Here is a 17,547-nt window from a genome sequence, read left to right as displayed (position 1 = left end):
GCGAGTTCACCCCAATGGTGGGCACCGGCCCGGAAAACACCGGCTACGCTCCCTTCATCCGATTCCTACTGGAGGGAGTACCGTGCGCCGCATCGTCAGAAGTGTGGTGACACCGGCGATCCTGGTCCTCGCGCTGGTCGCGACCCCGGTAGTGGCCCGGGCCGCCAGCCCGTTCGACCGCTACCTCGACCAGGAACTGAGCTGGGGTGCCTGCCTGTTCACGCCGCCGGAGCAGGCCCGCCCGTCGGAGTGCGCCCTGGTCACCGTCCCCCGCGACTGGGCGGCGCCCGACGCGGGCGTCGACCTACAGGTTTCGATCAGCCGGGCGAAGGCCACCGGCGAACGCCTCGGCGCCATCCTCACCAACCCGGGCGGACCGGGAGGCCAGGGCAGCTCCCTGGCCGGGGCCCTGGCCGCGCTCCAGCCGACCGTGAACGAGCGGTACGACTTCATCGGCATGGACCCGCGCGGCACCGGCCATGAGGGCGGGACCGCCCCGGACCAGCTCGGACTGGTCTGTGAGATCCCGACCGGCCGACTCTCGACCCGGACCGACCTAGACGCCCGGGACCGGTCCCCGGAGAGCATCGCCGAGCACCAGAAGGCACCCCGGGCCATCGCCGAAGCCTGCCAGAGCAAGGCGTTGACCCCGTTCATCACCACCTGGCAGACCGCGCACGACATGGAACTCATCCGGCAACTGCTGGGCGACTCCACTCTCAACTATGTCGGCTACTCCTACGGCACCTGGCTGGGTGCGAAGTACGCCTCACTCTTCCCGGCCAGTGCCGGCAAGATGGTGCTCGACTCCAGCGTCAACTGGCAGGGCCGGCTCCAGGCCGCCTTCGAGGCGTTCCCGATGATCGGGCAGCGGCAGCTCGACGACGTCTACCTGCCGTGGACGGCGCGGCAGTTCCCCGAGATCGTCGGCGGCACCCCGGCCGAGGCGGCGCGGACCTGGGAGCAGGCCCGCGAGTACGCCAAGACCCTGGGGATCGCCGGTGACAACTACGACGCCCTTTTCGTCGGCATGGGCGGCCAGCTCCAATGGCTTCTCGCCACCCTGGTCTTCACGCTGGCGGCACAGGAGATGAACGGTGACACTCCCGAAACCGGGCTGCCGGAGGCCCTGCGCACCGAGCTGGACGCGCTGGCCCGGGCGGAGTACGGCGTGCCGCTCGCGGAGCTGACGGTGCGGCGGATCGCGGCCGAGGTCCCCGAGGACTACGTGACGTTCCCCGGTACCCGGGTTTCCGTGGCCTGCGGCGACCAGCCCACCCGCTCCGCCACCTGGTACCGGAAGCTCAGCGACCGGCAGGGCCCCCGCTACCCGCTGTTCGGTTGGGCGTACGGGCTCTCCGAGCCGTGTGGATTCTGGTCCGACGCGCCCCGGCAGACCCTGCCGAACCTCCCCGCGTCGGCCGCCTCGAAGATCCTGGTCGTCCAGGCCGAGTTCGACCCGCAGACCGGCTACGAGCAGGCGCGGGCGGCGGTCCGCGCGGCACCGGGGGTCAGCATGGTCTCGATCGACGACGCCACCTTCCACGGGCAGTACGCGCTGAACGGCAACCCGTGTGTCGACGGGATGGTCAACGTCTTCCTGCTGCGCAACTCGCGCCCGTCCAATGTGACCTGTCCCGGCGTGCCGCTGCCGGGTGAGGCCGAGGTGTACCCGGTCGCCGGCCCGGTGAAGCGGGACAGCCGGAAGCTCGACTCGCCGGCGCGGCTGTCGGCCGAGAGCCTGACCGAGCTGCGCGAACAGGTGCGGGAGCGGATCGCTCTGGTCAACTCGGACCGGCCCGTCCGCTGACCTCGCACGGTCGCCCCGTGGCCCGATCCGGTGGCCACGGGGCGACCAGCGCCGCACGCCGCCGTCAGCGACTCGTACCGACGGTCGGTCGGCGTCAGAGCGCCAGCTTCATGCCCTCGTGGCTGGCTGCGAATCCCAGCGAGGCATAGAACCGGTGCGCCTCCGTACGCCGTTTGTCGGTGGTCAATTGGACCAGCCGGCAGTTGCGTTCCCGGGCCTGGTCCACCGCCCAGGTCATCATCCGCCGGCCGATCCCACCGCCGCGCAGATCGGAGCGGACCCGGACCGCCTCGATCTGCATCCGTTCGGCGCCGCGCCGGCTCACTCCGGGGATGAAGGTGAGCTGCATCGTGCCGACCGGCTCGCCGTCGAGTTCGGCGAGGATCAGCTCGTTGCGCGGGTCGGCGTCGACCGCCTCGAACCCGGCCCAGTAGGCGGCGTCGACCTCTTCGCCGGTCGGCTCCGCCGGTTCCCGGCTCGCGGTCACCTCGTCGTCGAGCAGCATCGCGACGATCGCCGGTACGTCGTCCCGGCGGGCGGTCCGGAAGATCAGCTCACTCATGCCCTCAGCCTGGCACATCGGCCATTGTCACCCCGGTCGACTCGGCGGCCGGCTTGCCTGGCGGCGCAGCGTCCTGGCATCATCCCGGTCATGATCGAAAGAATCGAGTCCTCCGTCCGCCGGTGAGCGAGACGCCCGAGCCTGGACCGCTCGGACCCCGGGTCACCCTCTTCGACCACGCCCGGCGGCTGCATCGTCAGCACCCGGACTCGCCCCTGCCCGAGGACGGGCGTCCCTATCCGGACGAGGATCTGGAGCGTCAGCGTCCTGAGCCGGATCCGCCGGACGATCGGCGTCATCAGGGCATGGCGGCCGCCGCCGTCCTGGACGCACACTTCGTGATGGACGGTGCCCCGCCGAGCGAACTCGCCGGAGCGTTCCGCGAGGTCGACGTTCCCATCCACCGCAACGACCACATCGCCGCCGCGGCCCTGCGAGCCGAGCGGGAACGCGTGCGCCGTACCGGCCGTTGGCTGGTACGGCATGCCACCGATCGACGTGGCGCTCTCGTCGGGCTGGCCCTGCTGGCGACCGACCGGACACCTGACGACATTCCGCTGATCCGGACCATCGCACTGCTGTCCGACACGTTCGGCCCGTTGGCTGCCGACGCACTACGGCGACGTACCCGCGACGGTGGCGACGAGGCGCTGCTCTGGCTCGCCGGTCGGATGACCGGATGGGGCAGGGTCTACCTGGTCGAGGCGCTCTGCCCGCTGGCCCACAGAACCGCGGTACGGGGCTGGCTGCTGCGCCGGACCTGTGACGGCGACGTCCTGGAGGGCTACTACGCCGGCAAGGCGGCCGAGGCGGCCCACCTGCACGAGGCGATCGGCGCGGAGGACGCGGACGACGAGTTGATCGACCAGAGCGGCCAGTTGCTGGGGACCATGACCCAGTGCTGGGGCCAGGGACTCACCCTCGACCGGTATCCGTCGGCCAGGCTGGCGCTCGACGGGTACGCCAGGCATCTCGGCCGGCAGCGGCCGATCCTGAACCGGTACATCGCGGCCGTGACCATCGCCGCGTACCTGACGGACCGGACGACAGACGAGTGGGTGAGCTGCTCCGCGGGGCAACGGGAAGAACTCGCGGGCCGGATCCTCGCGGTACTCGACCGCGAGGAGTGGTGCGAGGTGGTTCGGGCCAGCCTGGATCCGCAGAACGGCTATCACAGGTGGCTGGCCGAGACGGTGGGGCGCAAGCTGCGGCTGCGCGCATTCGCCGGTTTCAGGACCGCGGACTGAGGCGGCTGGCGGGACGCCGCACTGCGTGGCGGCGCGGGATGCCGCGCGCGAACCGCCGAGCCAGGGACGTTCGTCCAGCAGACTGTAGAGCTGCCCCGCCTGTGCACCCATCGGGTAGGCGACTGGGTGCGGACCCCAAGCCGTGACTCGGCGAGGATGCCGAGGCGAGGGGAGCCCGAGCCTGGGTACCACCCGGGCGGCGTCCCTCGCCGTTCGTCGCCGACGTCGTTCCCCGCTCCTCCGGACGTCTGCCCCGGCTGTGCACCCAGCTCGACAGTCGGCGACGGAGGTTATGCCCGGCCGGCGTCGCCGGCCGGGCGCCAGGCGGGCTGGTCGCCAACCGCTCGCCACCCGCGCGCCGATCGTCGGCAAGCGCCGGGCAGCGTCCGAGGTCGGGAGCGCCGGACGCCGGCAGCGCCCGACGCTGGCAGCGCCCGACGGAGCGCCGGGCGTCAGCGGGGGGACTTCACCGGGCCGGGCAGGTGGTGCCGGCGCTCGGTGGCTTGAGGTCGATCAGGTAGCCGTCGACCGCGTTGCTGATGCAGCGGGTCTGCGGATAGGCGGTGTGCCCCTCGCCCTGCCAGGTCAGCACCACGCCGACGTCGAGCATCTCGGCCAGCTTCGGCGTCTGCTCGTAGGGCGTGGCCGGGTCGCCGGTGGTGCCGACGACCACGATCGGCGGGGCGCCGGTCGCCGGGCCGGTCGGGTACGGGTCCCGCTGGCCTGGCCAGAACTCGCAGCTCAGCATGCCCACCGCGAGCGGGGCGCCGAACAGCGGGTACTTCTTGCGCCACTCCGACTGCAACGACCGGATCCGGTCGAGGCCGACCCTCTTCTCCTCGTCGGCGCAGTTCACCGAGAGGTTGGCGTCGAAGAGGTTGGTGTAGCTGCCGTCCTCGGCCCGCTCGGCGTACGAGTCGGCGAGTTCGAAGACCTCCTTCGGGTCCCCGTCGGCGAGCGAGTCGATCGCGGCGGCGAGCTTCTGCCAGCCGGCCTCGGTGTAGAGCGAGGAGATCACCGCGTAGAAGATCCAGCCGGCGGTCGCCTCCCGGCCACCCTCGCCGCGTACCGGGGAGACCCGGGCCTTCTCCAGCGCCTCCGTCACCGCACCTCGGGCGTCCGGGGCGATCGGGCAGCGGCCCGGTGTCTCCCGGCACCAGGTGGTGAAGTTGCTGAAGGCGCGCTCGAAGCCCTTGGCCTGGCTCTCCGAGCCGGCCACGATGTCCTGCTCCGGGTCGATCGCGCCGTCGAGCACCAGCGCCCGGACGTTACGCGGAAAGAGCTGGGCGTACGTCGCGCCGAGCAGGGTGCCGTAGGAGTATCCGAGGTAGCTCAGCTTCTCGTCGCCGACGGCGGCCCGGATGGCATCCATGTCGTGCGCGGCCTGCTCGGTGGAGTAGAGCCGGAGCCGCTCGCCGTACTTGCTGCCGCAGGTGTCACCGATCTTCCGGTTCAGCGCCACCAGCTCGTCGAACTCCGCCTGGCTCTCCGGATCCGGCTCGAAGCCGAAGGTGCTGTCCAGGTCGGCGTCGGAGACGCACTTGACGGGGGAGGAGCGGCCCACGCCCCGGGGGTCGAAGCCGATGATGTCGAACCGCCGGGTCACCTCGTCGGGGAGCCCGCCGAAGCCGGCCCCGAACGACAGGTAGACCGCCGAGTCGACGCCGGAACCGCCCGGCCCGCCCGGGTTGATCAGCAGCGAACCGATCCGGTCCTGCTGCTTGGTGGAACGGATCCGCAGCAGCGAGATCTCCAGCTTGTCGCCGCCCGCGCCGGTGCCGCCGGCGGTGCTCCAGTCCGCGGGTACCCCGATGGTGGCGCAGTCGTACCGCATGTTGGGCGCGCCTCGGCCGACGAGCTTGCGCGGCACCTCCGGACAGGGTTTCCAGTCCGTGGCGCCGGCACCCTTCGACGCGGCGGCCGGGCCACCGCGCTCGCTCTCGTCGTCGGGCCGGAAAATCGGGATGGTGCAGCCGGCGACGAGCATCACGACGGCCAGGAGACCGGCCAGGGGCAGCCGGCGAAGATGCGAGCGGGCCAAGAGAAATCCTCCGTGATCGTATCGACCGTCAGGCTACGCGCCGGGGGCGAGCGGGTCGCCGCGGAGCACCTGGTCGACGTCGAACCGGATCGGGCGGTCGAGTTGGTCGTACCCGCAGGAGGCCGGCTCCCGGTCGGGCCGCCAGCGGACGAACTGGGCGGTGTGCCGGAACCTGTCCCCCTCCATCGCGTCGTAGCCGACCTCTGCCACCAGCTCCGGCCGGAGCGGCTCCCACTCCAGGCTCTTGGTGCCGGACCACCGGCTCGGCCCGCCTGGGATGCGTTGCCCGCTGGTGTGGTCGCCGTGCACCCACGGGTGCTCCTTGACGCCCTCGCGGTACGGCGCCAACTCGTCCAGCAGCTCGGCCCTGCGGGCGGCGCTGAACGACGCCGACACGCCGACGTGGTGCAGTGTCCCCGCCTCGTCGTAGAGGCCGAGCAGCAGCGAGCCGACCACCGGGCCGGACTTGTGCCAGCGGAAGCCGGCGACCACCACGTCGGCGGTACGGGTGTGCTTGACCTTGAACATGAGCCGCTTGCCCGGCTCGTACGGGATGTCGGCCGGCTTGGCGACCAGCCCGTCCAGCCCGGCCCCCTCGAAGATCTCGAACCACCGGGCCGCCGTCTCCGGGTCGGTGGTGGTCTGGGTGACGTGCACCGGGGGTACTACGCCGCGCAGCTCCTCGACGAGCCGGGCCCGGCGCCGCTCGTAGGGCTGGTCGACCAGCAACTCGTCGCCGACGGCGAGCAGGTCGAAGGCGACCAGGTCGGCCGGGGTCGTCTCGGCCAGCATGTTGACCCGGGACGCGGCCGGGTGGATGCGTTGGCTGAGCAGGTCGAAGTCGAGCTTGGGCTCGCCGTCCGGGCCGTCCCGGCGAATGACGATCAGCTCGCCGTCGACCGCGCACCGGGTCGGCAACTGCGCCCGGGCCTGCGCCACCACCTCGGGGAAGTAGCGGGTCATCGTCTTGCCGCCCCGGCTGGCCAGCTCGACCTCGTCACCGTCGCGGAAGACGATGCAGCGGAAGCCGTCCCACTTCGGCTCGTAGCTCATCCCGGGCCCGGTGGGGATCTTCGGCACGCTCTTCGCCAGCATCGGCTCGACCGGCGGGTTGATCGGCAGTTCCACCCGGCCAAGTCAACCAGATGGGCGCCGGGCCGGGGTGCCCCGTGCCCGTACCGGAGGTCCCAGGGGTCACATCCGGCTCAGCAGCCCCGAGTCGACCACCGCGAGTGAGACGTTTTAGCAGGTCAGAGCTATCTTCGCCGGATGCGGGGCTGGGTGTGCGTCTGCTGCGGCCGGTGGCAGGTGAGTGTCGAGCGGATCGCCGGGAGATACCTCTACCGGCTGGCGTACCGCTATCGCCCGGACGTCGGCGGGGTGGACGTACTCGGCGAGGTGGGCACGATCGCGGCGCTGGAGCGGCTGCTGCTGGCCCGTACCCCGGTGACCCTGGCCGACCTCCGCGAACGTCCGGCCGGCCGGGCCTCGTGAACCGATCTGCGTCTGTATCGGGGTCGTCGCGGTACTAGAGCGCTTTCGCGATCTCGGCCAGTACGTCGGCCGGGACCTCCACCGCGGTTTCGTGCGCCGGAATGTCGAGCTGGGCCAGCGCCTCCGGGTCGGAGACGCGCCAGCCCTGCACGATGAAGGTGTCACGGTCCGTGCGGTACAGCGACGGGCAGTTGTTGATCTGGGATTGCGCGGTCTTACGAATGAAAGTGAGCTTCACGATCGGGCCTCTCGCTCCTTTTGTGCCGCTTTGGGCCGGATGCCCCAGCGGTCTGTGTTGCATTATGGGCTAATCAGGACGTTCGGGCACGGATCACAGAAACGTAGTTGCGTGAATGTAGGTGAATGGCCGATTCATCTCGCGTCGGATGCGGGGCTTTTTCTGCTATTGCGACGGGAACTGGTTCTTCTGCGCCTGTAGAAGGGCATACTACAGGCGTAGAAAAGCCCACTGGAGGGAGCCGCGGGTGACCGCACGGCCGGACCGGTTCGCCGTCATCACCGACGCCGCGATCGAACTGGTGGCGGAGCTGGGCATGCGGGGGCTGACGCACCGGGCGGTGGACGCCCGGGCCGGACTGCCGCTCGGCTCCACCTCGGTGTACTTCCGGACCCGCAAGGCGCTCGTCGAGGCGGTCGTACGCCGCCTCGCCGACCTCGACCGCGCCGACTTCGAAGCCACCGAGCTGCCCACCGAGGCGATGACCGGATCGGCCGTGCTGCCCGGCGAGGGCAAGCAGCAGCTCGGACCCCGGGAACTCGACCAGCTTGCCGGTCGGATAGCCGGACTGCTCGACCACTGGCTGACCGCCGGGCGTACCCGGACGCTGGCCCGGTACGCCTGCCTGCTGGAGGCCACCCACCACCCCGAACTGCTGGAGATCCTGTCGTACGGCATCGCGTCCCGGAACCAGGCCCGCGCGCTGCTCGCCCAGGCCGGAGCAGCAGATCCGGAGCGGAGTGGCAACCACCTCGTCGCCTGCGTGGACGGGCTGCTCTTCGACCGCCTCTGCGGCGCCGGTTCGCTCACCGCGCCGCCGCCGGGGAGCGAGCAGAGCCGGCAGGACCTCTACCGGGCCGTCCGGACCATACTGTTCGCGACGGCCGGCATCTCGGAGACCGGCGCCCCGGACACCGGTCACGCCTGACCGGGATCCGCCCGGCGGCGGCGCGGCGCAGCGCGGCGGGCAGCTCGGCCGCCCCGCCCGCGCCCGCCGGATCCACCGCCGGTCGCGGCGGCCGGCAGGGCCCGGTCAGCGACGGCGACCGCGCCGACCCGTCGACGGTGTCCGCCTCCCGGCGAGGATGGCCGCCGCGCAGGTGCCGAGCACGATGCCGGCGAACGGCAGGAGTCTGGCCACGGCTCTCACGATCGGCGCTCCCGCCTGCCGGTGCGGGCCACCAACCGTTCCCGCTGCGGCTCCACGGTGTACTTCGGATCCCGGGCCGAGGCCACCCCGGCCTGGAAGATCCCGAACCGGAGGCAGATCGAGCCGGCCAGTAGCACCGCCGCGCCGGTCGCCGTCACCGCCCGGCCGCGCCCGGCGCCGGCCGCCAGCGCACCCGCCCCGCAGAGCAGCTTGCCGGCCCGCAGCAACCCGCCGGCCAGGCCCTGCCGCATCGGCTCGGCCACCATGCCGAGCCGGCGCTCCATCCGGTACGCCGCCGCCAGTTCGGTGGCGGCGCCGAGCACTGCGGCACGGCGGGCCGGCCCGCCCTCCGGACCGGGGGCGGCCAGCAGCCCCAGCGCACCGGCCGAGGCCGCCGACGAACCCGCGAAGAGCACCGGGAGTTCCCGGTACCCGTCGTGCCAGACCGGCACGGCCGTGTCCGCGAAGAGCGTCGCGGTGTACGACGCGACGGCCGGCCCGAGCGCGGCCGCGCCGAGCGTGCCGAGCCGGCCGAGCCGGGGCAGCCGGCCGGTGACCGCGCTGCCGGCGGCGAGCAGCGCCAACGGGCCGTACCCGGCGAGCAGCCAGGAGCCGACGCTCATCGGCGAGGTCACCTTGACCACCCGCAGCATGTGCAGGAACCGCTCCGGGCGGCCGAGGTCGTGCACCAGGGAGTAGAGCGAGCCGGCCAGCGCGACCGCGGCACCGGCCTTGAGGCCGCGGGCCAGTCCCGGCCGGCCGGTGAGGTCGGCGGTGGCGGCCAGGGTGGACGAGGCGCCGGCCAGCCCGCCGAGGAAGAGATAGCCGCCGATGTCCGCCGCCTCCCAGGTCGGCGGCTTCAGCACCGGCCGGCCGTAGTACGACCGGAACTCGGCCCTCGGCACCATCAGCCGCTCGCCGCGCTGCCGCCGCCCCGGGCGGCCGGCGGAGCCGATCAGCGCGTCCCGCTCCACCGGCAGGTCGGCTGCGGTGTCGAGGCGTACGTCGGTGTGGGTCATCGGCGTGCTCCCGGAACTGACACGGCGACCAGTGCGGCCAGCAGCCCGACGGCGACCAGTCCGGTCCGGCGCCACATCGCCGGCAGGTCCCGGGTGGTGACCACCGGGTCGGGCGGCAGCCCGTACACCTCGGGCTCGTCGAGCAGCAGGAAGAACGCGCCGGCCCCGCCTACCCCGTCGTACGGGTCGGCGCCGTAGAGCCGGGCGCTGTCCACCCCGGCGTCGTGCAGGTCCGACACCCGGGCGGCGGCTCGGGCCCGCAGCTCGGAGAGCTCGCCGAACTGGATCGAGTCGGTCGGGCAGCTCTTGGCGCAGGCCGGTTCCTGGCCGACCGAGAGCCGGTCGTAGCAGAGGGTGCACTTCCAGACCCGCCCGTCTCCCTCGCGTACGTCGAGCACGCCGAACGGGCAGGCCGGTACGCAGTAGCCGCAGCCGTTGCAGATGTCCTGCTGCACCACCACGGTGCCGAACTCGGTGCGGAACAGCGAGCCGGTCGGGCAGACGTCCAGGCAGGCGGCGTGCGTGCAGTGCTTGCACACGTCGGAGGACATCAGCCAGCGGAAGTCCATCCCGGGCACGGCGTCGACGTGCCCGTCCGGCGGTGCCGAGCCGGGCATGCCGAGCGAGACCGCAGTCCGGCCACCGGCGGCCCGGCGCAGCCCGGCGGGGACCTCGGCCGGGGCGAGCTGCGCGTCCTGCCGGCCGAGCCGGCGCGGCTGCTCGACGAAGGCGACGTGCCGCCAGCTGTTCGCGTCGAGCTGGCCGGTGTTGTCGTACGACATGCCGGTGAAGGCCAGCCCGTCCTCGGGGATCGCGTTCCACTCCTTGCAGGCCACCTCGCACGCCTTGCAGCCGATGCAGACGCTGGTGTCGGTGAAGAAGCCGACCCGGTCCGGCGGTTCGGCGTACCCGCCGGCGGTGGCCGGATCGCGCCGGTCCCCGGTCGCCTCGCGCAGGTCGGGAGCCATCCGCTCACACCTCCGTTCCGGTCGCGACGGTGATCCCGGCCCGCCGCTGGTAGTCCCGGACCAGCGCCACCCGCTCCGGCCCGCGCGGCCGCCGCCCGGGGCGGATGTCGGCGGAGAACGCCTTGCTCTCCTGGATGTGCGAGTTCGGGTCCAGCGAGATCGAGGTGAGTTCGTTGGCCGCGTCGCCCCGGCTGTAGCCGTTCGGTCCCCAGTGGAACGGCAGGCCGATCTGGTGCACCACCCGCCCGTCGACGCGTAGCGGAGCGACCCGCTCGGTCACCAGCACCCGGGCCTCGATGGCGTTGCGGGCGGTGACGATGGTGGCCCAGCCACAGTGCACCAGCCCGCGTTCGGCGGCCAGTTCGGGGGATACCTCGCAGAAGAACTCCGGCTGCAACTCCGCCAGGTACGGGGTGTGCCGGCTCATCCCGCCCGCGGTGAAGTGCTCGGTGAGCCGGTAGGTGGTCACCACGTACGGGAAGGTCTGCGCCCCGCGCTGCGACCCGTTCGGGTGGTACCTGTTCTGCTCGTGCGGCCGGAGCAGCCGGGCCGGGTTGCGCTGCTGGCCGTAGAGCGGGTTGTCCACAGGGGAGTCCTGCGGTTCGTAGTGGGTGGGCAGCGGGCCGTCGGAGACCCCGGTCGGCGCGAAGAGCCAGCCGAGCCCGTCGGCCTGCATGATGAACGGGTCGGTGCCGCGCAGCGCGGCGACGCCCCGGGCGCCCTCCGGCGGCACGTAGTCCGGCGCCTTGGTCGGCTCGAAGTCCGGTACGTCGTAGCCGGTCCACCGGCCGGCGTCGGCGTCCCACCAGACGTACTTCTTGCGCTCGCTCCACGGCCGCCCGTCCGGCCGGGCCGAGGCCCGGTTGTAGAGCAGCCGCCGGTTCGCCGGCCAGGCCCAGGCCCACTCGGGGGAGACCCAGCTCTGCTCCTCGGCCGGCTTGCGCCGGGCGGCCTGGTTGAGCCCGTCGGAGTACACCCCGCAGTAGATCCAGCAGCCGCAGACCGTCGACCCGTCGTCGGTGAGTTCGGTGTACGTCGACAGTGGCCGTCCGTCGGCGTTCCAGCCGTTGATCTCGGCGAGCACCGCCTCGGCGTCCGGTTCCGCGGTCCGGCCGAGTGTCGGGTAGTCCCAGGTCAGATCGAGGATCGGCCGGTCTTTCGGATCGGTCGAGCCGGCCAGCTTCTGCCGGATGATCCGGCCCAGGTGGTACATGAACCACAGGTCGCTGCGCCGGTCGCCGGCCGGCTCGACCGCCTGGTGGTGCCACTGGAGCAGCCGGTTGGTGTTGGTGAAGCTGCCGTCCTTCTCGGTGTGCGCCGCCGCCGGCAGCACGAAGACCTCGGTGCCGATCTGTTCGGTGACGAGTTCGCCGGAGGCGATCTCCGGCCCGTCCTTCCACCAGGTGGCGCTCTCGATCATGCTGAGGTCCCGGACGACCAGCCAGTCCAGCTTGGCCATGCCGAGCCGCTGCATCCGGGAGTTGGCCGAGCCGACCGCCGGGTTCTCGCCGAGCAGGAAGTAGCCCTTGCAGGTGCCGCCGAGCTGCTCCAGCACCGTGTCGTAGTGCGAGTGGCTGCCGGTCAGCCGGGGCAGGTAGCCGAAGCAGAAGTCGTTCTCCGGCCCGGCCGCCGCCCCCCACCACGCCTTCAGCAGGCTGACCGTGTAGGCCCGCATGTTCGCCCAGAACCCCTTGCGGGCGGCGTCGGCGATGATGAAGTCGGCCAGGGTCTGGGTCTTGTGCGCGTGCGGCATCGGGATGTAGCCGGGCAGCAGGTTGAACAGCGTCGGCACGTCGGTCGAGCCCTGGATGCTGGCGTGCCCGCGCAGCGCCTGGATGCCGCCGCCGGGCCGGCCGATGTTGCCGAGCAACAGTTGCAGAATGCTGGCCGAGCGGATGAACTGGGAGCCGTCGCTGTGCTGGGTCCAGCCGACCGCGTAGACGAACTCGCTGGTCCGCTCGGGGCCGGAGTTGTCGACCAGGTGCCGGCACACCTGCGTGAAGACCTCCGGCGGGATGCCGCAGATCCGTTCCACCATCTCCGGGGTGTAGCGGGCGAAGTGCCGCTTGAGGATCTGGTAGACGCAGCGCGGGTCGGACAGGGTCGGGTCCTGGCGGGGCTGGCCGTCCAGGGCGGCGCTGCCGGAGCCGAACTTCTCGGCCCGGCCGGCGCCGTGCCCGTCGTGCTCCGCCGACCGCCTCGGGTCGTCCTGGAGGCTGCGCCCGGCCGCCACCCGCGCCTCGAACTGGCTGTCCCGCTCGCCGGTCGCCGAGACCAGTTGCACGCCCTCGTACTGCCAGCTCTCCTCGCGGTAGGTGTGGCTGTCCGGGTCGAAGCCGGAGAAGAGCCCGTCCAGGTCCTCGGTGTCCCGGAACCGCTCGTCGACGATGGTCGAGGCGTTCGTGTACGCCAGCACGTACTCCCGGAAGTCCTTCTCCTCGGTCAGGACGTGGTTGATGATCCCGCCGAGGAACGCGACGTCGGTGCCGGCCCGGATCGGCACGTACAGGTCGGCCAGTGCGCTGGTCCGGGTGAACCGGGGGTCGACGTGGATCACCGTGGCGCCCCGGGCCTTCGCCGCCAGCACCCACTGGAAGCCCACCGGGTGCGCCTCGGCGAAGTTGGAGCCCTCGATCACGATGCAGTCGGCGTGCTGGAGATCCTGCATGAAGGTGGTCGCACCGCCGCGCCCGAACGACGTACCGAGGCCGATCACCGTGGAGCTGTGGCAGACCCGGGCCTGGTTCTCCACCTGGATCACCCCGAGCGCGGTGAGCAGCTTCTTGATCAGGTAGTTCTCCTCGTTGTCCAGGGTGGCGCCGCCGAGGCTGGCGATGCCCATCGTCCGGGCCACCCTGACGCCCTCGTGCTCCTCCTGCCAGGTCTCCCGCCGGGTCCGGATCACCCGCTCGGCGATCATCTCCATCGCGGTGTCGAGGTCGAGGTCCTGCCACTCGGTGGCGTACGGCGGCCGGTAGCGCACCTTGTCCAGTCGGCCCGAGTCGGTGGTCAGTTGCAGCGAGGCGGCGCCCTTCGGGCAGAGCCGCCCCCGGCTCACCGGCGAGTCGGGATCCCCCTCGATCTGCACCACCCGGTCGTCGGAGACGTAGACGTTCTGCGCACAGCCGACCGCGCAGTACGGGCAGACCGACTTGACCACCCGGTCGGCGCCGGCGGTACGGGCGCGCAGGTCGGCGCTGTGCCGCGACTTCACCGACGCCGCCCGGCCGGCCCGGTCCGGACCGGTGAGCTGGCGCCAGACCGGCCACGAGCCGATCGGTAGACCGCGCACCTGCGCCTCCTGTCGTCGAGGGCCGCCACCGCCGGCACTTCCCGCGGGCGGCGGCCGGTTCGTCACCGGTCCGGTCGACCCAGCCCGTCGGCCCGGGCCCGATCCCGCATCCAGTCGTGTACCTGCCGCGACGACATCGGGTTGATCTCGCGCGGATTCACCAGGACCTGGGTGCGGGACGGCAGGACGCCGGGGCGCTGCCGTTGTGCCCGGGTCACCGTGCCGCCGCCGTCGGCCGGGATCCCGGTGCCGACCAGGTACGCCTGCCCGGCCGGGATGCCCAACTCGGCGCCGATCTCCTGGTAGCTCCGGCCCAGGCCGACCAGGTGCAGCACGCTCTCCTTGCTCGCCACGCCGCCGCCCCCCGCTCGCCGTGCCGACCGTCAGCGACCGATCGACCGCCAACCACCGACAAGCCTCTCATTTCGCCCAGGTCGCCGGAGCCGGTTTGCGCTCTCCGCACCGCGACGGGTGGTGGCCGACATGACGCAGGGCCGCTCCCCGTCACCGTCGGACGGGAAGCGGCCCTGCGTGCCCGGTCAGCCCTGCGTGCCCGGTCAGCCCTGCGTGCCCGGTCAGCCCTGCGTGCCCGGTCAGCCCTGCGTGCCCGGTCAGCCCGCCAGCGGGGTGTGCCCGGCCGGTACGGTCTCGTCGGCGCGCGGAGGTGGTGGCGGGGTGCCGTCCCCGAACGGGCGGCCGCCGAGCGCCTCCCGGCCGTGCGGGTCCAGCCAGTTGCGCAGGTCCGGCCCGAGCGGCACGATCCCGGTCGGGTTGATGTCCCGGTGCACCTCGTAGTAGTGCCGCTTGATGTGGTCGAAGTCGATGGTGTCGCCGAACCCGGGCGTGCTGAACAGATCCCGGGCGTACGCCCACAGCACCGGTTGCTCGGTCAGCTTCTGCCGGTTGCACTTGAAGTGCCCGTGGTAGACCGCGTCGAACCGGACCAGCGTGGTGAACAGCCGGATGTCCGCCTCGGTGATGCTGTCCCCGACCAGATAGCGTTGCCCCTCCAGCCGGGCCGACAGCCAGTCCAGCCGGTCGAAGAGCCGCCGGTACGCCTTCTCGTACGCCGGCTGGCTGCCGGCGAAACCGCACCGGTACACCCCGTTGTTGACGTCGGCGAAGACGACCGCGTTCACCTCGTCGATCTCCTCCCGCAGCGCCTCCGGATAGAGGTCCGGCGCACCGGTCCGGTGGTACGCCCGCCACTGCGTCGACAGGTCGAGGGTGATCTGGGCGAAGTCGTTCGTCACCACCTGCCCGGTCGGTACGTCCACGATCGCCGGCACGGTGATCCCGCGCTCGTACCCCGGGAACCGGGCGAAGAACGCCTCCTGGAGCCGCTCGATGCCGAGCACCGGGTCCCGGCCGCCGGGGTCGAGGTCGAAGGTCCAGCTCCGGGCGTCGTGGGTCGGCCCGGCGATACCCATCGACAGCACATCCTCCAGCCCGAGCAGCCGGCGGACGATGACCACCCGGTTGGCCCACGGGCAGGCCCGGCTCACCACGAGCCGGTACCGGCCGGGTTCCACCGGATAGCCGTCCCGCCCGTCAGCGGTGATCCGGGTGGCGATGTAGCGCTGGTCCCGGGTGAACTCCCCACCCCGGTTGACGTAGCTGCCCTCGGTGGTGCTGCTGCCCTCTGCGGTGTTCGACATTCCGCTATCGTTCCCCAAACTTGCCTCGGATCCACCGCCGGAACGCCCCGGACCCGGCGATCGCCAGCCGGATGCGCCTCGGCAGGCGTCCGCGCCGGAGTCAGCGGCGCATCAGCTCGTTGACCGACCCGTAGTCCAGGGCGCCGGCGAGGGCGTCGTAACCGCCCGACCCGTACGCCTCCTCGGCGGCCCGCCGGACGACCGCGTACGCGGCCTCGGCGACCGCCGAGCCGAGGCTGATCCGGGCCACCCCGAGCTTTGCGAGGTCGGGCACGGTCGGCGCACCGGGCCCGGCGAGGATGTTGACCGGTGCCGGGATGCCGGCGACCAGTGCCGCCACCGTCGCCGGATCGACCACTCCGGGCACGAAGATCCCGTCGGCACCGGCCCGCAGGTAGGCGGCTGCCCGGTCGAGAGTCTCCGGCAGCCCGCCGGCACCGCGCAGGAAGGTGTCGACCCGGGCGTTGACGTACAGCGGCACCCCGACCCCGTCCGCGACGGCCCGGGCGGCGGCCAGCCGGCCGGACTGGTCGGCGGCCTCGCGCAACCCCGGGCCGCCGCCCGGCGCCGCGTCCTCCAGGTTGACCCCGACCGCACCGGCGGCCAGCACCGCGCGGACGGTCTCGGCGACCCGCTCGGGGGTGGTCCCGAAACCGGACTCGATGTCGGCGGTGACCGGCACCGAGACCGCGCCGGCGACCCGTCCGACGAGTTCGGTGGCCAGTTCCCGGCCGAGGACGTCACCGTCCGGGGCGCCCAGGCTCCACGCCACCCCGGCACTGGTGGTCGCGACGGCTCGGGCGCCGGCGGCCTCCACTATCCGGGCACTCGCCGCGTCCCACGCGTTGACCAGGACGATCGGGTCGGACGGGATGTGCAGGGAACGGAACAGCTCGGCGCGGCTGCGTTGATCACTCATGCCCGGTAGTCTCCGCCGCCCGCGCCGGGCGCCGTATTCTTTCAGCTCTGGCTAAAACGACGGGCCTGTCGAGTAACGTGACGGGCCTGGCGACGAAGGGCCTGCCTGGAACGAAGGGTCGGCGTGGTTTCCATCGGTCTGCCGGGCGGTGCCGTCGCCCGGATCCGGTTCGCGGTCTCCTGCCTCTGGGAGGTCGCGACCAGCGTCCGGGTTCTGCGCGACGCCGGCGACCACGCCGTGCACCTGCCGTGGGTGACCCGGGTACGCCCCCGGCTGGTCGACGCCGGCCTCATCCCCGCCGGCGGTGCTTCCCCCGGCCCGGTCGACAGTGCCGGGGCGGCCGGGGGCGGGCTGCTCTGGCAGTTGATCCCGGCCGGGCCGCACTATCTGCCCGACTTCCTCACCCCGGCACCGCAGGGGCTGAACCCGGACCTGGACACCGAACTCGCGACGCTCCGGGCCACCCCGGTCGAGGCGGTCCGGGCGGACCTCGACGGCTACGCCGGCCGGGGCGCCCCGGCGGTGCGGCACCTGCACGCCGACCCGGCCGACGGGCTGCGCCGGCTCGCCGACGAGATCGTCCGGTACTGGCGGATCGCGCTCGCCCCGGACTGGGCCCGGATCCGGCTGCTGCTCGACGCCGAGGTGCATCACCGGGCCCGACGGCTGGCCGCCGACGGCGCCGCCGGACTCCTCAACGACCTGCACCGGCAGGTCCGGTGGGAGGGGGAGACACTGGCGATCGCCCAGCAGCACTGCACCGCCGCCGACGTGCCGGACGGGGACGGACTGGTGCTGATCCCGTCGGTCTTCGTCTGGCCGTCGGTGCTCAGCGTCGCGGCCGGCCCGGCGCCGCAGCTCGCGTACCCGGCCCGGGGCATCGCCACACTCTGGGAAACACCCCGACAGGCGTCCGACAGCCTGGCCGCGGTGCTCGGCCGGGGCCGGGCCCGGGTACTCGCCGAGATGCGGTCACCGGTCTCCACCACCGAACTGGCCCGGCGTACCGGGCTCTCGGCCGGGGGCGTGTCGCAGCACCTCGCCGTGCTCCGGGCCGCCGGGCTGGTGGCCACGTAGCGGACCGGCCGGACCGTGCTGAACAGCCGTACCACGGTCGCCGAGGCGCTGCTCTCGGTGGCCGGCTGATCG

15 protein-coding genes are annotated in these 17,547 nt (G+C 72.4%); 5 read left to right on the top strand and 10 right to left on the bottom strand.

What is annotated here, in order from left to right:
* Positions 1-82 precede the first annotated feature (82 nt).
* On the top strand, positions 83-1,810 hold the full coding sequence (locus tag R6Y94_RS23920) for an alpha/beta hydrolase (RefSeq protein WP_318395112.1): 1,728 nt from the start codon (positions 83-85) through the stop codon (positions 1,808-1,810).
* 94 nt (positions 1,811-1,904) lie between these two features.
* Here the strand turns inward: R6Y94_RS23920 and R6Y94_RS23915 are convergent, their stop codons facing one another.
* A complete protein-coding gene (locus R6Y94_RS23915) occupies positions 1,905-2,372 on the bottom strand; it encodes a GNAT family N-acetyltransferase (RefSeq protein ID WP_318395111.1) in 468 nt (155 codons plus the stop codon).
* Between the two features lie 122 nt (positions 2,373-2,494).
* Here R6Y94_RS23915 and R6Y94_RS23910 point away from each other — a divergent pair, with 122 nt between their 5' ends.
* Complete coding sequence (locus R6Y94_RS23910; RefSeq protein ID WP_318395110.1) at positions 2,495-3,619, top strand: hypothetical protein; 1,125 nt, start codon at positions 2,495-2,497, stop codon at positions 3,617-3,619.
* A gap of 466 nt (positions 3,620-4,085) precedes the next feature.
* Here R6Y94_RS23910 and R6Y94_RS23905 read toward each other — a convergent pair whose 3' ends face one another.
* Together R6Y94_RS23905 and R6Y94_RS23900 are read right to left on the bottom strand one after the other, a co-directional pair.
* On the bottom strand, positions 4,086-5,660 hold the full coding sequence (locus tag R6Y94_RS23905; RefSeq protein ID WP_412102707.1) for an alpha/beta hydrolase: 1,575 nt from the start codon (positions 5,658-5,660) through the stop codon (positions 4,086-4,088).
* 33 nt (positions 5,661-5,693) lie between these two features.
* Complete coding sequence (locus R6Y94_RS23900) at positions 5,694-6,788, bottom strand: ATP-dependent DNA ligase (RefSeq protein ID WP_318395109.1); 1,095 nt, start codon at positions 6,786-6,788, stop codon at positions 5,694-5,696.
* A 141-nt stretch (positions 6,789-6,929) separates the two neighbouring features.
* Here R6Y94_RS23900 and R6Y94_RS23895 point away from each other — a divergent pair, with 141 nt between their 5' ends.
* A complete protein-coding gene (locus tag R6Y94_RS23895) occupies positions 6,930-7,154 on the top strand; it encodes a hypothetical protein (protein ID WP_318395108.1) in 225 nt (74 codons plus the stop codon).
* A 34-nt stretch (positions 7,155-7,188) separates the two neighbouring features.
* On the opposite strand, the gene R6Y94_RS23890 is transcribed toward R6Y94_RS23895, so the two are convergent.
* Positions 7,189-7,392 (bottom strand): hypothetical protein, encoded by a 204-nt coding sequence (locus R6Y94_RS23890; RefSeq protein WP_130464110.1) that lies wholly within the window; start codon positions 7,390-7,392, stop codon positions 7,189-7,191.
* A 247-nt stretch (positions 7,393-7,639) separates the two neighbouring features.
* On the opposite strand from R6Y94_RS23890, the gene R6Y94_RS23885 reads away from it, so the two are divergent.
* On the top strand, positions 7,640-8,320 hold the full coding sequence (locus R6Y94_RS23885; protein ID WP_318395107.1) for a TetR/AcrR family transcriptional regulator: 681 nt from the start codon (positions 7,640-7,642) through the stop codon (positions 8,318-8,320).
* A 218-nt stretch (positions 8,321-8,538) separates the two neighbouring features.
* Here the strand turns inward: R6Y94_RS23885 and nrfD are convergent, their stop codons facing one another.
* The 6 genes from nrfD to R6Y94_RS23855 form a co-directional block, all read right to left on the bottom strand.
* Positions 8,539-9,561: an NrfD/PsrC family molybdoenzyme membrane anchor subunit gene (nrfD, locus tag R6Y94_RS23880; RefSeq protein ID WP_318395106.1), complete on the bottom strand. Its 1,023-nt coding sequence runs from the start codon at positions 9,559-9,561 to the stop codon at positions 8,539-8,541.
* A complete protein-coding gene (locus R6Y94_RS23875) occupies positions 9,558-10,529 on the bottom strand; it encodes a 4Fe-4S dicluster domain-containing protein (protein ID WP_318395105.1) in 972 nt (323 codons plus the stop codon). The genes nrfD and R6Y94_RS23875 overlap by 4 nt, the downstream gene beginning before the upstream one ends.
* Positions 10,530-10,533: 4 nt before the next feature.
* Positions 10,534-13,821 carry a formate dehydrogenase gene (gene fdh, locus R6Y94_RS23870; RefSeq protein WP_318395104.1) on the bottom strand — a complete coding sequence of 1,096 codons (3,288 nt, stop codon included), beginning with the start codon at positions 13,819-13,821 and terminating at the stop codon, positions 10,534-10,536.
* Between the two features lie 62 nt (positions 13,822-13,883).
* Positions 13,884-14,174 carry a hypothetical protein gene (locus R6Y94_RS23865; protein ID WP_318395103.1) on the bottom strand — a complete coding sequence of 97 codons (291 nt, stop codon included), beginning with the start codon at positions 14,172-14,174 and terminating at the stop codon, positions 13,884-13,886.
* Positions 14,175-14,432: 258 nt separating this feature from the next.
* Positions 14,433-15,479, bottom strand: coding sequence for a glutathione S-transferase family protein (locus tag R6Y94_RS23860; protein ID WP_318395102.1), 1,047 nt, complete (start codon positions 15,477-15,479; stop codon positions 14,433-14,435).
* Positions 15,480-15,579: 100 nt separating this feature from the next.
* The gene (locus R6Y94_RS23855; RefSeq protein ID WP_318395101.1) at positions 15,580-16,398 is read right to left on the bottom strand and encodes an isocitrate lyase/phosphoenolpyruvate mutase family protein; all 819 of its coding nucleotides are present in this window, start codon (positions 16,396-16,398) and stop codon (positions 15,580-15,582) included.
* Between the two features lie 123 nt (positions 16,399-16,521).
* Between R6Y94_RS23855 and R6Y94_RS23850 the strand changes: the two genes are divergently transcribed.
* Positions 16,522-17,475, top strand: a complete 954-nt coding sequence (locus R6Y94_RS23850; RefSeq protein ID WP_318395100.1) for an ArsR/SmtB family transcription factor — start codon at positions 16,522-16,524, stop codon at positions 17,473-17,475.
* Positions 17,476-17,547 lie beyond the last annotated feature (72 nt).

Origin of the sequence: Plantactinospora sp. KLBMP9567 (genome assembly GCF_033446045.1) — a bacterium.
In the GTDB taxonomy this organism is placed as follows: domain Bacteria; phylum Actinomycetota; class Actinomycetes; order Mycobacteriales; family Micromonosporaceae; genus Plantactinospora.
Note: the sequence above shows the minus strand (reverse complement) of the source record. Positions and strands in the feature narration are given on the sequence as shown.